Origin of the sequence: Streptomyces cyaneofuscatus (assembly GCF_033109485.1) — a bacterium.
GTDB lineage: Bacteria > Actinomycetota > Actinomycetes > Streptomycetales > Streptomycetaceae > Streptomyces > Streptomyces cyaneofuscatus.
Genome location: NZ_CP137002.1, coordinates 6,332,377 through 6,346,435, shown reverse-complemented (window position 1 = coordinate 6,346,435; position 14,059 = coordinate 6,332,377). Strand labels below are relative to the sequence as shown.

Here is a 14,059-nt window from a genome sequence, read left to right as displayed (position 1 = left end):
GGTTCACATACGCGGCACGAGCACGTTCTCGCTGTGGCGGCGGGCCAGGTAGTCGGTGACGTTCTGTACGGTCGCGTCGATGATCTGGCCCACCGCGTCCTCGGTGTAGTACGCCTGGTGCGAGGTGACGATCACGTTCGGGAAAGTCACCAGCCGGGCCAGGGTGTCGTCGTCGACGCCCTCCAGGGACTTGTCCAGGAAGAAGAGCCCGGCCTCCGCCTCGTACACGTCGAGTCCGACGCCGAGGAAGCGGCCCGCGCGCAACTCGGTGACCAGGGCTGCGGTGTCGATGAGGCCGCCGCGGCTGGAGTTGACCAGGATCGCGTCGTCCTTCATCGACTTCAGGGCGGCCTCGTTGATGATGTGCTGGGTCGCGGGCAGCAGCGGGACGTGGAGGCTGACGAGGTCGGCCTCGGCGAAGAGGCGCTCCTTCTCCACGTACTCCATGCCCAGCTCCAGGCAGGCCGGGTTCTCCACGACGTCCCAGCCGAGCAGCTTCATCCCGAAGCCGTGGGCGATCCGGGTGAACGCCTCACCGATCTTGCCGGTGCCGACGACGCCGACGGTCCGCCCGTGCATGTCGCGGCCGAGCAGCCCGTCGAGGCGGAAGTCGAAGTCGCGGGTGCGGCTCGCGGCCCGGATGACGCGCCGGTTGACCGCCATGGCCAGGGTCCAGGCGAATTCGGCGACCGAGTACGGCGAGTAGTACGAGACCCGGGCGACGCGCAGGGCGAGCCGTTCGGCGACGTCCAGGTCGATGTTGTTGAAGCCGGTGGAGCGCTGGGCGATCATCTGCGTTCCGCCGGTGGCCAGGGTCTGGAGCACCGGGGAGCCGAGGTCGGCGTTGACGCTGGTGGAGATGATCTCGTACCCGGCCGCGATGGGGGCGGTGTCCCGGTTCAGGAAGACGTCCAGGCAGCGGACCTCGTGCAGCCCGGCGAAGGCCTTCTCGATCAGGGGCTTCTCGTCTGACTGCACACCGAACGCGAGGATCTCCATAGCGCGAATATACGACTCCGCTCCCAGGTGCGCCCGGGGCCGGACGGCCCTCCGGTCGGGCCGGAGGTCCCGGCCCGCGTCCCGGCCCTCCCCGGCCCCGGGTCCCGGTCAGACGTCGTCGAGGCCGCGCTCAATCGCGTACCGCACGAGCTCCACCCGGTTGTGCAGCTGGAGCTTGCCCAGGGTGTTCTGCACGTGGTTCTGGACGGTGCGGTGCGAGATGACCAGGCGCTCGGCGATCTGCTTGTACGAGAGCCCCTTGGCGACCAGCCGCAGCACCTCGGTCTCCCGGTCGGTGAGCTGCGGGGCCTTGGGCTCGTTGGACGCGGCGGGTACGGGGTCGGAGGCGAGCCTGCGGTACTCGCCGAGGACCAGGCCGGCGAGGCCCGGGGTGAAGACCGGGTCGCCGTTGGCGGTGGAGCGGACGGCGTCGGTCAGCTCCTGGGTGGAGGCGGACTTCAGGAGATAGCCGGTGGCGCCGGACTTCACCGCCTCCAGGACGTCGGCGTGCTCACCGCTCGCCGAGAGGACCAGGACGCGCAGGCCGGGGTGGGAGGGGACCAGCTCCTTGCAGACCTGGACGCCGGGCATGCCGGGCAGGTTCAGGTCGAGGACCAGGACGTCCGGGTTGACCGCCTTAGCGCGGCGGACCGCCTGCGGGCCGTCGCCGGCGGTCGCGACGACGTCGAAGCCGGACTCGGCGAGGTCGCGGGCGACGGCGTCACGCCACATGGGGTGGTCGTCGACCACCATGACCCTGATGGGCCGGTCGGCGCCCTCCCCGCCGTCCTGCTGCGGTGCGCTCTGAGGCGTGTCCTGCGGTCCTGCGTTCTGCGTGCTCATCGGGCCGATCCTGCCTTCCCCCGGGAAACCTGTGCTTTCGGAACCTTCAACTCGACCTCGGTGCCCTGTCCCGGCACCGAGATCACCTCGGCCGTGCCGCCGAGATCGCGCAGCCGGCCGCGGATGGAGAGCGCGACCCCCATCCGCCCCTCCCCCTCCGCCTGGGCGAGGCGGCCCTCCGGGATGCCGGGGCCGTCGTCCCGGACGGTGACGATGACCTCGCCCGGCTCGTCCTCGACCAGGATCCACGCCTGGGCCCCGTCCCCGGCGTGCACCCGCACATTGTCCAGGGCGGCACTGACAGCGGCGGCCAGCTCGCGGGCGGCCTCCGCCGGCAGCACCACGGGGGCGCCGGGCTCCGCGAAGCTGGTGCGGGCGCCGGCGTGCGGGGCGAGCAGGGCGCGCAGGTCGCAGGTGGCGGCGGAGTCCGGGCTCTCCTCGTCCACGTCGACCGTGCGCACGACGGCCCCCTCGGCGGCGTCCTCGGAGACCCGGGTCGGCGGGACCAGGCCGCTGGAGACCAGGGTGCGCAGGGCCACCTCCTGCTCCCCGGCCATCCGGCCCAGCTCGGCCGCCTCACCGCCGATCGCGGTGCCCCGGCGCTGCACCATGGCGAGGACCTGGAGGACGCTGTCGTGGATGTCGCGGGCGAGGCGCTCGCGTTCGCGGGTCGCCGCCTCGATCTCCAGGGCGCGGGCCAGGGTGCGTTCACTGGCGCGGGCGACCTCGACGACGTACCCGATGGCGATGGAGGCGACCCAGACCAGCAGGACGTTGTGGAAGGTGTCCCGGCTGGGGTCGCCGCGCTGGATGATGTTGGCGGCGGCGACGAAGGTGGAGGCGAAGGCCGCCCACCGCCAGCCGCCCTTGATGGCGAAGGCGAGGACCGCTCCGGCCGTCCAGATCGAGGGCAGCGTCGGGCCGTCGAAGGTGTGGGAGTGGATGTCGGCGACCGGGGTGAGCATGATCCCGGTCAGCGCGACGACGAGATCCGCGCCGAGGAAGCGCTTGGTACAGGCCGCCGCCGAGCGGACCTTGGGCAGGGTGGCGAGCGTCCACACGGCGAGGAACGCGAGGTAGGCGAAGGCCACCCAGGGCCGCTCGAACCTCGGCTGGCCGAAGTTGTCCTTCCCCAAGATCGCGAGCAGCACCGCGTAGACCATCGTCAGTACGCGGTAGCCCGTCAGCGCGCGCCACAGCGGCTGCTCGACCGACATCCGTACGACCCGCTCACGCTTGGCCATCTGGCCCCACCCCCCGACGGTCTACGACGCGCTCAGGCGCCGGACCGTTCCGTTCCGTCCTCGTCGCCCGCGCGCCCCTGGCTCTGCGCGCGCCCGCTCTCGTCACCCGCCGCCTGCGCCTGCTTCCGCTCCCGCTTGGCCTCCTCCGCCTTCGCCTTCGCCTCGTCGGCGATCTGGCGCTTGGCGGCGGTGGCGTAGATGTCCACGTACTCCTGGCCGGAGAGCTTCATGATCTCGTACATGACCTCGTCGGTCACCGAACGCAGGATGAAGCGGTCGCCGTCCATGCCCTGGTAGCGGCTGAAGTCCAGCGGCTTGCCGATCCGGATGCCGGGGCGCATCAGCTTGGGCACCACCTGGCCGGGCGGCTGGATCTTCTCGGTGTCGATCATCGCGACCGGGATGACGGGGGCGCCGGTGGCCAGCGCGACGCGGGCCAGGCCGCCGGGCTTGCCGCGGTAGAGGCGGCCGTCGGGCGAGCGGGTGCCCTCGGGGTAGATGCCGAAGAGGCCGCCGCTCTCGACGACCTGGATGCCCGCCTTGATGGCGGCCTCACCGGCACCGCGGGCTCCGGAGCGGTCGACGGGGAGCTGGCCGACGCCCTTGAAGAAGGCGGCGGTGAGCTTGCCCTTCACCCCGGGGGCCGTGAAGTACTCCGCCTTGGCGATGAACGTGACCTTGCGGTCCAGGACAGCGGGGAGGAAGAACGAGTCGGAGAAGGAGAGGTGGTTGCTCGCGAGGATCGCCGGCCCCCGCTCGGGGATGTTCTCCAGGCCCTCCACCCACGGCCGGAAGGCGAGCTTCAAGGAGCCGCCGATGGAGAACTTCATTGCGCCGTAGATCAACTGCTCTGCCTCCTGTGTGCTGTGGCTCAGACCTTATCCCGGGGCGTACGCGGGGTCCGTGACCCGGCGCGTGCGCGGGGTCCGTGACGGCCCTGGTCGGTGTCGGTCCGGTCGCGTACGGTGAAGTCATCCGTCAAGCACGCCCCGGTGCGCGCCCCCGCCCCCACCCCCGCCTCACCTCTACCTCACCTCACGAACAGGAGACCCCGGTGCCGGTCCTCCCTGGAGCCGAGCCGTTCCGCCACGAGGGCGGAGAGGTCGGCGTCCTCCTCTGTCATGGCTTCACCGGCTCCCCGCAGTCGCTGCGCCCCTGGGCCGACTACCTCGCCGAGCGCGGGCTCACCGTCTCCCTGCCGCTGCTGCCCGGCCACGGCACCCGCTGGGAGGACATGGCGGTCACCGGCTGGCAGGACTGGTACGCGGAGGTGGACCGCGAGCTGCGGGTGCTGCGCGAGAAGTGTGCGCAGGTCTTCGTCTTCGGCCTCTCCATGGGCGGCGCGCTGTCCCTGCGGCTGGCGGCCAAGCACGGGGACGCGATCAGCGGTCTGGTGCTGGTCAACCCGGCCAACAAGGTGCACGGCCTCTCGGCGTACGCGCTGCCGGTCGCCCGCCACCTCGTCCGTACGACGAAGGGGCTGGCCGACGACATCGCGCTCCCCGGGTCGCACGAGGTGGGCTACGACAAGGTGCCGCTGCACGCCGCCCACTCGGTGCGGAAGTTCTTCCGGCTGGTCGACGGCGAGCTGCCGCAGGTGACCCAGCCGGTGGTGCTGCTGCACAGCCCGCAGGACCATGTCGTACCGCCCGCGGACAGCGCGCGGATCCTGAGCCGGATCTCCTCCACCGACGTCGAGGAGATCCTGCTGGAACAGAGCTACCACGTGGCGACGTTGGACCATGATGCGGAGCGGATCTTCGATGAGAGCTACCGGTTCATCGGCCGTCTCGCACCGAGCGTCGGGATGAAGGGGAGCACGTCCGGTGGCTGAGCACGACGCGGAACGCACAGGCAGCGACGAGGAGCGCGAACCGCGCCCCACGGAGAGCGCGGCCGTCCCGGAGGGGACGACGAAACCGGCTGTCCCGGAAGGGGCCGAGCCGGAGAAGAGGGCGGACGAGGAGCGGGTGATCGACGAGGACGCGGCCTGGGCCGCGATCGTCGCGGGGTACGGGGAGGAGCCGCCGGACCCGCCGGGCGCCAAACCCTTCAAGTCGGTCGAGGACCTCGCCCTGCTGGAGGACGACCAGCGCAACGTGGTCGGGCCGGACAACGGCCGGGCCGGTGACCCGGCGGACAAGGGGTCGGGCAAGGCACCCCCGAAGCCTCCCGAGAAGAAGCCGCTCGGCAGCTCCGTCGTCTTCGCGCCCGGTGTCGCCGGTCCCCGCGACTACGAGCTGCCCGAGTCCAAGGACGACGGCATCGATGTGCCGGACGACGGCGAAGAGGGCCACTTCGTGCCCCCGGAGCCGCCGCCGCTGCCGGAGGCCGACACCACGGCGAAGTTCGCCTGGCTCGCGGTGCTCGGCGGACCGGTCCTGATGCTGCTGGCGGTGCTGCTCCAGTGGCACATGACGTGGTGGCTCACCACGCTCTGCGTCGGCGGCTTCCTGGGCGGCTTCGTCACCCTGGTGGCCCGGATGCCGCACGACGACGATGACGACAGCTACGGCGACCCGGGGCGCGGCGCGGTCGTGTAGGTCACCTCGCGGCAGGCACTCTGAGGGCGGCCAGGACCGGCAGATGGTCCGTGGCCGCCCTCAGGTCTTCCTCGCTCACGCCGGGGAGCCCGGCCGGGACGCCGCAGCCGAGCACCTCGATGCCCGGGGTCGCGAAGACCGCGTCGATGCGCTTACGGGGCTCGTCGGGCGGGAACGTCAGCTCGCCGCCCCACGGGGCGACGGCCCGGCAGTCCTGGAGCGGCCCGGCCAGATGCCGGAACGCCTTCCCGGTCGGTACGTCGTTGAGGTCGCCACCCGCCACCGCGTGCTCCACGCCCATCGAGGCCAGCTGCTCCAGCAGCAGGTCCGCCTGGGCGAGGCGCTCGTCGCGCTGGAGGCTCAGATGGCAGCTCAGCACCCCGAGCCGGACCCCGCCGATCCTGACGACGGCGGTGGCGAAGCCCCTGCGGTGCAGGCCCGGTGTGAGCGGCAGCAGAACGTCCTCGGTGCTCTCGACGGCCGCCCGCAGCGAGCACAGCAGCAGCGGTCCGGCGGCGGTGGCGCCCCCGCTGAGGACCACGAGGTCGCTGCTCTTGGCCAGTCTCGCGGCCGCCTTGCGCCAGCGGAAGAAGCGCGGCGCCTCCTGGACGAGGACGAGGTCGGGGGCGCAGGCGCGGATGACCCGGGCCAGGGCCGCGGTGTCGTCGTGCATCGACCGGACGTTGTAGCTCAGCACCCGGATCACGGCTGAACCGTCCGGCTCGGTACGGGAGTCGGGCAGAGGCGTCAGGACCATGCGGGCCACGATACGACGGACGCCCGCCGCTGCCCCGGAGGGCGGCGACGGGCGTCCGATGCGTCGTGCCGTACGGACTCAGCCCTGGCGGGCCAGGTCGGCCGCGCCCACGAGCCCTGCCTTGCCGCCGAGTTGGGCCGCGAGCACCTGGGCGTGCGGGCGCCACTCGCCGCCGATCAGCCAGCGCCGGAACGACTTACGGATCGGGTCGAGCACGAGCTCGCCCTCGTCCGAGACGCCGCCGCCGACGATGAACGCGGACGGGTCGAACAGCGAGGCGAGGTCGGCCAGTCCGGCGCCGGCCCAGCGGGCCAGCTCGCGGAACGAGTCGACCGCGACCGGGTCGCCCTGGCGGGCGGCCTCGCTGATGTGCTTGCCCTCGATGCCGTCCACCGTGCCGTCGCCGAGGCCCAGCAGTATGGCGGCGTTCTCCGGGGTGGCGTTGGCGCGCTGCTTCGCATACCGCACGAGGGCGCGGCCGGAGGCGTACTGCTCCCAGCAGCCCTGGCTGCCGCAGCCGCAGAGCAGGCCGTCCGGGACGACCCGGATGTGGCCGAACTCGGCGGCCACGCCGAAGCGTCCGCGGCGCAGCTTGTTGCCGATGATGATGCCGCCGCCGAGGCCGGTGCCGAGCGTGATGCAGATGACGTCGTCGTGGCCCTGGCCGGCCCCGAAGCGGTACTCGCCCCAGGCGGCCGCGTTGGCGTCGTTCTCGACGACGACGGGCAGGCCGACGCGCTGCTCGACCTTGTCCTTGAGCGGCTCGTGGCGCCAGTTGATGTTGGGCGCGAAGAGCACCGTGGCGCGCTTGTCGTCGACGTAACCGGCGGCGCCGATGCCGACGGCCTCCACGTCGTGGCCCTCGCTCGCCCCGGCCACCGCCGCGCAGATCGCGTCGACGATGCCTTCGGCCGTCGGGGGCGTCGCCACCTTGAACGTCGAGAGGATCCGGCCCTCTTCGTCGACCACTCCAGCCGCGATCTTCGTGCCGCCGATATCGACGCCGATGGTGAGTCCCATGAATCCCTCAGTTTCGGTCGAGCCCCGCTAGGGCCAACCGTACCCGAGGCAGCGCCCGGCCTGGCCGGGACCGGTCGGTCCCGGCCGATGTGGAGCGGCCTGCCGGGTGGTGCGTCCGCTCGGTCCAGGACGATTCAGTCCAGGTCGATGCGTTCGGTGCCGGAGGGGCCTTCGTCGCGGGGGTCGGACGGGTCGTCGGCGGCCTTCTCCGTAGAGGCGGGCCTGGCGGGGTCGGCCGCCGTGCGGGTCCAGCGGCTCTCCTGGCCCTCCACCGCCGAGCGGTAGGCGGCGAGCAGCTCGTTGCCCGCGGCGGCGAGGTGGTCGAAGACCTGCGGGTTGCGCTCGATGACCGGCTCCACGGCGGACTTCGCCTGCCGGATGGCCTGCTGGACCGCGCCCTGGGCGGCGACCCCGAGCAGCGGCGACTGGAGCGAGGAGACCTTGTCGGCGACCGCGTCGACCAGCTTGCGCAGCTCCTCGGCGGCCGAGCCGGACTGCGGGCCATACTGCGCGCGGCGGCGGGCCTTCTCCTCGGCGAGGTCCTCGGCGCAGGCGTCGGCCCACGCGTCGCCGTCGACGGGACGATCGGTGGCTTCACTCATGGCGGACTCCTGCGACGCGGGGTGGAGACGGCCGGCGCCGGCCGGCCGGGCTCGAACTCGTACCACCGACGTTACCCGAATGGCCGCGGACCGTTCAGGAGGTACGGGTCACGGGGTACGCGGCCAGAGCGCCGGGTCCGGCGTGAAGCGGACCCGCAGGACCCCGTCGGTCAGGGCCGCGCCCGAGACCGTGCAGCGGCGCAGGGCCGAGGCGACGCGGACGATCCGGTGGAACGGGCCCACGGTCAGGAGCAGTTCCTCGCCCCGGCGGACCAGGCGCAGCTCCTCCTTCACCGCGCCGGGCAGCGGCAGGCACCAGGCCAGCATGGCCGGACGGCCCTCCTCGCCCGGCTCTTCCTCCCCCGACTCCTCCTCGATCCACCACGGGTCCTCCACCCGGCCCGGCTCACGCTCGTCCGGCGCGGGGACGGCGAGCGCGGCCAGGTCGTCGGCGGTCCGGGGGTCGCGGCCGAGGTGCGCGGCCTCGTGGACCGGGACATGCGGGGCCCACTCCTCGTGCCAGTGGCCCAGGCACTTCTCCTGCTGGGCGGCGAGATCGGCGAACCAGGGGTCGGAGGAGTGGCGCGGCAGGACCCGGTTGGCCACCAGCAGGTCGGCGCGGAGCCCGTACAGGGCGAGGCCGGTGCGGGCGGTGCGCAGGGCGTCCTCGGCGGCGGGCCCGGGCTCGGCGGCCAGGCGGAGCGTGGTGGAGCCGTCCTCGACCAGGGCCTGCACGGCGGCCAGCTCCTCGTCCTTGCGGGCGGCGGCCTCGTACAGCCACTGCGCGGGCATCGGGACCCCGGCGAGCTGGGCGAGGACCGGGCGCAGGGCGCGGGCGGCCTGGCGTTCGGCGGGCAGCAGGCGGCGCAGGTAGCGGCGGAGCTGCTCGGGGAGGGCCAGCAGGGCGAGGGCCTGATCGAGCGGCGGGAGGTCGACGACGAGGGTGTCGTAGCCGGCCGTCGACCAGTCGCCTGCGGCGGCCCGGTGCAGGGTGTGGAGAAGGGCGAGCTGCGGAGCGCCGGGGAGTTCGGTCAGCTCCTCGCCGTCCAGGCGCCCGGCCCCGACCAGGTCCAGGACGCTCGATGCGCGCTGCTGGAGCTCGGTGAGTTCAGCGCGGAAGTGGGCGCCTGAGTCGATCCGGGCGTGGTCGAGGCGGTCGGTGACCGGGGTGGGTTCCGGGCCGGAGGGGAAGCCGGGTATGGGCTCGGCGGAGACCAGGAGGGTGCGGCGGCCGCTCGCGGCGGCGGCCAGGGCGGTCGCCGCGGCGAGGGTGGTACGGCCCGCGCCGCCGGGGCCGGTGACCAGGACCGTACGCATCTCTCTCAGCCCTGCGGGAAGGATTCGACGCGCTTCTTCAGACCGGCGAGCGCGCGGTCGATGATGACCTTCTCGGCCTTGCGCTTGATCATGCCCAGGAGCGGGATCTTGACGTCGACGGCCAGCTTGTAGGTGACCTCGGTGCGCACCCCGCCGGCCATCGGCGCGAGGGCGTACGTGCCGTCCAGCGAGCGCAGCATCTGGGACTTGACCAGGGTCCAGCTGACTTCCTTGTCGCCCAGCCAGGTGTACTTCAGGACGTGGTCGTCCTTGATGGCCCCGGCGTCCAGGACGAGGCGGACCTGCTCGGCGCGGCCCTGGTCGTCCGTGGCCAGGACCTCGGCCTCCTTCACCTCGCCGGTCCACTCGGGGTAGCGGGCGAAGTCGGCGATCACGCTCATGACGTCGGCCGGTGCCGCCTCGATCGTGATGCTCGAGCTGGTGTGTTCAGCCATCGCCGTGGCCCTCCAGTGCGGTGTAACCGGTCGCTTTCGGCAGGAGCCTGCCGCTGTGCAGGCTATCGCGTGCCCGCCGCGCTCCGGTCCACGCCCCGGGCCCTTCCGGTCACCAGGTCAGCGCCCAGGGCGTCCCGGTGGAGGCGAAGTGACCGACGTTGACGCACTCGGTGTGGCCGATCCGCATCCGGCGGACCAACGGCTGGTGAACATGGCCGAAAAGTGCGTACCGGGGGCGGGTGGTGCGGATGGCCTCCAGCAGGGCGGTGGAGCCGCGTTCGAAGCGGCGGGCGACGGTGTCGTACGTCAGCTCGGGGACCTCGGGCGGGATGTGCGAGCAGAGCACGTCGACCGGGCCGAGCGCCTCGACCTTGGCGGCGTACTCCTCGTCGCTGATCTCGTACGGGGTGTTCATCGGGGTCTTCAGGCCGCCGCCGACGAAGCCGAAGACCCATCCGCCGATCTCCACCCGCTCGCCGTCCAGCACGGTGGTGCCGGGGAGGGCGTACTCGGGCCACAGGCGGGGGACGTCGACGTTGCCGTAGGTGGCGTACGTCGGAGTGGGGAAGGCGGCGAAGAGTTCGGCGTACTGCCTGCGTACCGCGCCGATGATCTCGGTGTTGCGGTCGCGGCCCGCCCACAGCTCACGGCCGAAGGCGCGGGCCTCCTCGTAGCGGCGGGCGGTGCGCAGGGCGACGATGCGGCTCGCGTTCTCCTGGCCGAACAGGTCGGGGAAGATGCCGCGCGAGTGGTCGGCGTAGTCGAGGAAGAGCACCAGGTCACCGAGGCAGATGAGGGCGTCGGCGCCGTCCCCGGCGCGGGCCAGGGCCTCGGTGTTGCCATGCACATCGCTGACCACGTGGATCCGGGTGGTGCGCCGGGTGCCGGCCGCCGGGCCGCCTGCTTCGCTGCCTCGCATACGGATCACCCTAGAGCGCCCGTCCACGCGCGGGTAGACCGGCTGGACCTGCGGTTACTTTCGAGTCGTCACGCCGGTGGACTACTGTGCGCGAAAGGGCCATTTATATGTGTGATGCATAAGACATCTGGCCGGAACCCCCTATCGGGAACCTAGTACCGGTGGGTAACGTCCGGGCAGTCCAGTCGTGCTCACCCCACTGAGCACCTGCCATTCTTGGACCGCAGCCGGTGCGTCACACAGAGCCGTGGCACCGGAGCCCGATGAGGAGCAGCAGTCTTGCGCGAGTTCAGCCTTCCGGCCCTGTACGAGGTCCCGACGGACGGCAATCTGACGGATCTCATCCGCCGCAACGCCGCTCAGCATCCCGATGTCGCGGTGATGAGCCGCAAGGTGGCCGGTGCGTGGGCCGATGTCACCGCCACCCAGTTCCTGGCCGAGGTGAGAGCCGCCGCCAAAGGCCTGATCGCCTCGGGCGTGCAGCCCGGCGACCGGGTCGCCCTGATGTCCCGCACCCGGTACGAGTGGGTGCTGCTGGACTTCGCGATCTGGAGCGCGGGCGCGGTGACCGTGCCGGTGTACGAGACCAGCTCCGCCGAGCAGGTGCAGTGGATCCTCAGCGACTCCGGCGCGGTGGCGGTGTTCGTGGAGAGCGACGCGCACGCGGCGGCGGTGGCCTCCGTACGGGAGGGGCTGCCCGATCTCGCGCACGTCTGGCAGATCGAGGCCGGCGCGGTGAAGGCCCTGGGCGAGGCGGGTGCCGAAGTCTCGGACGAGACCATGGACCTGCGGATGGTCAGCGCCAAGGCGGACGACCCGGCGACCATCGTCTACACCTCCGGCACGACCGGCCGGCCCAAGGGCTGTGTGCTGACCCACCGCAGCTTCTTCGCGGAGTGCGGCAACGTGGTGGAGCGGCTGAAGCCGCTGTTCCGTACGGGCGAGTGCTCGGTGCTGCTGTTCCTGCCCGCCGCGCACGTCTTCGGCCGGATGGTCGAGGTGGCCTCGGTGATGGCCCCGATCCGGCTCGGCTGTGTCCCCGACATCAAGAACCTCACCGATGAGCTGGCCTCGTTCCGGCCGACGCTGATCCTCGGGGTGCCCCGGGTCTTCGAGAAGGTCTACAACGCGGCGCGCGCCAAGGCGCAGGCGGACGGCAAGGGCAAGATCTTCGACCGGGCCGCCGACACGGCGATCGCCTACAGCCGGGCGCTCTCCACTCCGCAGGGTCCCTCCCTCGGGCTGAAGCTCAAGCACAAGCTCTTCGACAAGCTGGTCTTCGGCAAGCTGCGCAACGTCCTCGGCGGCAAGGGCGAGTTCGCGATCTCCGGCGGCGCCCCGCTCGGCGAGCGGCTCGGCCACTTCTACCGGGGCATCGGCTTCACGGTCCTGGAGGGCTACGGCCTGACCGAGAGCTGCGCGGCGACCGCGTTCAACCCGTGGGACCGGCAGAAGATCGGTACGGTCGGCCAGCCGCTGCCCGGCTCGGTGGTCCGGATCGCGGACGACGGCGAGGTGCTGCTCCACGGCGAGCACCTGTTCACCGGGTACTGGAAGAACGAGGCGGCCTCCGCCGAGGCGCTGGCCGACGGCTGGTTCCACACCGGGGACATCGGCACCCTCGACGAGGACGGCTACCTCGCGATCACCGGCCGCAAGAAGGAGATCATCGTCACGGCGGGCGGCAAGAACGTCGCCCCGGCGGTGATCGAGGACCGCATCCGCGCCCACGCGCTGGTCGCCGAGTGCATGGTGGTCGGCGACGGCCGCCCGTTCGTCGGCGCCCTGGTCACCCTGGACGAGGACTTCCTGGGCCGCTGGGCCGAGGAGCACGGCAAGCCGGCCGGTTCGACCGCCCTGTCGCTGCGCGAGGACCCGGAGCTGCTGGCGGAGGTGCAGAGGGCGGTGGACGACGGCAACGCGGCGGTCTCCAAGGCAGAGTCCGTACGCAAGTTCCGGATCCTGCCCGCCCAGTTCACCGAGGAGGCGGGCCACATCACGCCGTCGCTGAAGCTGAAGCGGAACGTGGTGGCGAAGGACTTCGCGGACGAGGTGGAGTCGATCTACCGCGCCTGAGCGGTGTTACGCGTACGCGGAAGGGGCCCGCACCTGAATCATCAGGCGCGGGCCCCTTCCGCGTACTCACAGCAGCGTCTTGAGCTTCTCCGCCAGCAGGTCCCAGCGCCACTTCTCCTCGACCCAGGCCCGTCCCCGCTCCCCCATCCGCCGCCGCAGCTCCGGGTCGCCGAGCAGCGTCACGATCCGGTCCGCCGACTCCTCGGCACTGCCGCCGCGCACCACCCACCCGGTCTCGCCGTCGAGCACCGCGTCCGGCGCGCCGCCCGAGTCCCCGGCCACCACCGGCAGCCCGGTCGCGGACGCCTCCAGGTAGACGATCCCGAGCCCCTCCACGTCGAGCCCTCGCCGCCGGGTCCGGCACGGCATGGCGAAGACGTCCCCGGCCCCGTAGTGCGCGGGCAGCTCCGCCCACGGCACGGGCCCGGTGAACCGCACCGAGTCCGCCACCCCGGTCTCCGCCGCGAGCCGCTCAAGCTCCTTGGCGTACGGGCCGCCGCCGACGATCAGCAGCACCGCGTCCGGGACCTGCGCGAGGATGGCGGGCATGGCCAGGATCAGCGTGTCCTGGCCCTTGCGCGGCACCAGGCGCGAGACGCAGACGACGACCGGGCGGTCCGAGAGCCCGAGGCGGGCGCGGACCTGGTCACCGCCCGAGGCCGGGTGGAAGGTCTTCTCGTCGACGCCCGGCGGCAGTTGCACCATGCGGGCGGCCGCGTCCGGGGTGAGGGCGGCGGCGATCCGGGAGCGGGTGTACTCCCCCAGATAGGTGATCGTGTCCGTGCCTTCCCCGATGCGGCGCAGCAGTTGCCGGGAGGCGGGCAGCTGGGCCCACCCGGCCTCGTGCCCGTGGGTGGTGGCGACGAGCCGTTGCGCGCCCGCGCGGCGCAGCGCCGGGGCCATGAGCCCGAGCGGAGCGGCGGCACCGAACCAGACGGAGGTGCAGCCGTGTTCGCGCAGCAGGTCGGTGGCCCGCCGGGTGACGCGCGGGGTCGGCAGCAGCATCGTCGTCCGGTCGCGCACCACGGTGAACGGCTGCTCGGCGTCGAAGGCGGCGGTGGCCGCCGTACCCTCCTCGCCGCGTTTCCAGGTGGAGGCGTAGACGACGACCCGGTCGGGGTCCAGGCGCAGCGCCATGTTGTGCAGGAACGCCTGGATGCCACCGGGGCGGGGCGGGAAGTCGTTGGTCACGATCAAGGTCTTGTCCATCGCGGCTGACAGTACCGAACGGCCGCGCTTCACGGCCCACGCCCTCACCCCCCGGCATCATGGGCCGCCGGACGA

The 14,059-nt window shown here is 72.2% G+C and carries 14 protein-coding genes; 3 read left to right on the top strand and 11 right to left on the bottom strand.

Annotation, left to right across the window (positions count from 1 at the left end; translation table 11 throughout):
* Positions 1–3: 3 nt before the first annotated feature.
* The 4 genes from R2B67_RS27925 to R2B67_RS27910 all read right to left on the bottom strand — a co-directional run bounded on the left by R2B67_RS27925 (position 4) and on the right by R2B67_RS27910 (position 3,916).
* Positions 4–999 (bottom strand): 2-hydroxyacid dehydrogenase, encoded by a 996-nt coding sequence (locus R2B67_RS27925; RefSeq protein ID WP_109977374.1) that lies wholly within the window; start codon positions 997–999, stop codon positions 4–6.
* A gap of 108 nt (positions 1,000–1,107) precedes the next feature.
* Complete coding sequence (locus R2B67_RS27920) at positions 1,108–1,752, bottom strand: response regulator (RefSeq protein ID WP_051104635.1); 645 nt, start codon at positions 1,750–1,752, stop codon at positions 1,108–1,110.
* 86 nt (positions 1,753–1,838) lie between these two features.
* Positions 1,839–3,086: a MacS family sensor histidine kinase gene (macS, locus tag R2B67_RS27915; protein WP_317821913.1), complete on the bottom strand. Its 1,248-nt coding sequence runs from the start codon at positions 3,084–3,086 to the stop codon at positions 1,839–1,841.
* A gap of 32 nt (positions 3,087–3,118) precedes the next feature.
* Positions 3,119–3,916 (bottom strand): lysophospholipid acyltransferase family protein, encoded by a 798-nt coding sequence (locus R2B67_RS27910; RefSeq protein WP_237329398.1) that lies wholly within the window; start codon positions 3,914–3,916, stop codon positions 3,119–3,121.
* Between the two features lie 224 nt (positions 3,917–4,140).
* Here R2B67_RS27910 and R2B67_RS27905 point away from each other — a divergent pair, with 224 nt between their 5' ends.
* Together R2B67_RS27905 and R2B67_RS27900 are read left to right on the top strand one after the other, a co-directional pair.
* Complete coding sequence (locus R2B67_RS27905) at positions 4,141–4,920, top strand: alpha/beta hydrolase (RefSeq protein ID WP_317821911.1); 780 nt, start codon at positions 4,141–4,143, stop codon at positions 4,918–4,920.
* Positions 4,913–5,629 (top strand): hypothetical protein, encoded by a 717-nt coding sequence (locus R2B67_RS27900; protein ID WP_317821910.1) that lies wholly within the window; start codon positions 4,913–4,915, stop codon positions 5,627–5,629. Before R2B67_RS27905 ends, R2B67_RS27900 begins: the two co-directional genes overlap by 8 nt.
* A gap of 1 nt (position 5,630) precedes the next feature.
* Here the strand turns inward: R2B67_RS27900 and R2B67_RS27895 are convergent, their stop codons facing one another.
* The 6 genes from R2B67_RS27895 to R2B67_RS27870 form a co-directional block, all read right to left on the bottom strand.
* Positions 5,631–6,386, bottom strand: a complete 756-nt coding sequence (locus R2B67_RS27895) for an endonuclease/exonuclease/phosphatase family protein (protein WP_381075249.1) — start codon at positions 6,384–6,386, stop codon at positions 5,631–5,633.
* 78 nt (positions 6,387–6,464) lie between these two features.
* A complete protein-coding gene (locus tag R2B67_RS27890) occupies positions 6,465–7,406 on the bottom strand; it encodes an ROK family glucokinase (RefSeq protein ID WP_109977380.1) in 942 nt (313 codons plus the stop codon).
* Between the two features lie 134 nt (positions 7,407–7,540).
* Positions 7,541–8,008, bottom strand: coding sequence for a DUF5304 domain-containing protein (locus R2B67_RS27885; protein WP_317821909.1), 468 nt, complete (start codon positions 8,006–8,008; stop codon positions 7,541–7,543).
* Between the two features lie 108 nt (positions 8,009–8,116).
* Positions 8,117–9,325 (bottom strand): ArsA family ATPase, encoded by a 1,209-nt coding sequence (locus R2B67_RS27880; protein WP_317821908.1) that lies wholly within the window; start codon positions 9,323–9,325, stop codon positions 8,117–8,119.
* Positions 9,326–9,330: 5 nt separating this feature from the next.
* Positions 9,331–9,780 carry an SRPBCC family protein gene (locus R2B67_RS27875; RefSeq protein ID WP_317821907.1) on the bottom strand — a complete coding sequence of 150 codons (450 nt, stop codon included), beginning with the start codon at positions 9,778–9,780 and terminating at the stop codon, positions 9,331–9,333.
* 109 nt (positions 9,781–9,889) lie between these two features.
* Positions 9,890–10,699, bottom strand: coding sequence for a metallophosphoesterase family protein (locus R2B67_RS27870; RefSeq protein WP_018511952.1), 810 nt, complete (start codon positions 10,697–10,699; stop codon positions 9,890–9,892).
* Between the two features lie 279 nt (positions 10,700–10,978).
* Between R2B67_RS27870 and R2B67_RS27865 the strand changes: the two genes are divergently transcribed.
* A complete protein-coding gene (locus R2B67_RS27865) occupies positions 10,979–12,775 on the top strand; it encodes an AMP-dependent synthetase/ligase (protein WP_317821905.1) in 1,797 nt (598 codons plus the stop codon).
* A 66-nt stretch (positions 12,776–12,841) separates the two neighbouring features.
* Here R2B67_RS27865 and R2B67_RS27860 read toward each other — a convergent pair whose 3' ends face one another.
* Positions 12,842–13,984 (bottom strand): glycosyltransferase family 4 protein, encoded by a 1,143-nt coding sequence (locus R2B67_RS27860; RefSeq protein ID WP_317821903.1) that lies wholly within the window; start codon positions 13,982–13,984, stop codon positions 12,842–12,844.
* Positions 13,985–14,059 lie beyond the last annotated feature (75 nt).

Bases quoted from the DNA above. Each gene is read 5' to 3' on its own strand.
- R2B67_RS27910 (WP_237329398.1), bottom strand. From the start codon at position 3,916: ATGAAGTTCTCCATCGGCGGCTCCTTGAAGCTCGCCTTCCGGCCGTGG.
- R2B67_RS27875 (WP_317821907.1), bottom strand. From the start codon at position 9,780: ATGGCTGAACACACCAGCTCGAGCATCACGATCGAGGCGGCACCGGCC.
- R2B67_RS27885 (WP_317821909.1), bottom strand. From the start codon at position 8,008: ATGAGTGAAGCCACCGATCGTCCCGTCGACGGCGACGCGTGGGCCGAC.
- R2B67_RS27860 (WP_317821903.1), bottom strand. From the start codon at position 13,984: ATGGACAAGACCTTGATCGTGACCAACGACTTCCCGCCCCGCCCCGGT.
- R2B67_RS27920 (WP_051104635.1), bottom strand. From the start codon at position 1,752: ATGGTGGTCGACGACCACCCCATGTGGCGTGACGCCGTCGCCCGCGAC.
- R2B67_RS27890 (WP_109977380.1), bottom strand. From the start codon at position 7,406: ATGGGACTCACCATCGGCGTCGATATCGGCGGCACGAAGATCGCGGCT.
- R2B67_RS27925 (WP_109977374.1), bottom strand. From the start codon at position 999: ATGGAGATCCTCGCGTTCGGTGTGCAGTCAGACGAGAAGCCCCTGATC.
- macS (WP_317821913.1), bottom strand. From the start codon at position 3,086: ATGGCCAAGCGTGAGCGGGTCGTACGGATGTCGGTCGAGCAGCCGCTG.
- R2B67_RS27895 (WP_381075249.1), bottom strand. From the start codon at position 6,386: ATGGTCCTGACGCCTCTGCCCGACTCCCGTACCGAGCCGGACGGTTCA.
- R2B67_RS27870 (WP_018511952.1), bottom strand. From the start codon at position 10,699: ATGCGAGGCAGCGAAGCAGGCGGCCCGGCGGCCGGCACCCGGCGCACC.
- R2B67_RS27880 (WP_317821908.1), bottom strand. From the start codon at position 9,325: ATGCGTACGGTCCTGGTCACCGGCCCCGGCGGCGCGGGCCGTACCACC.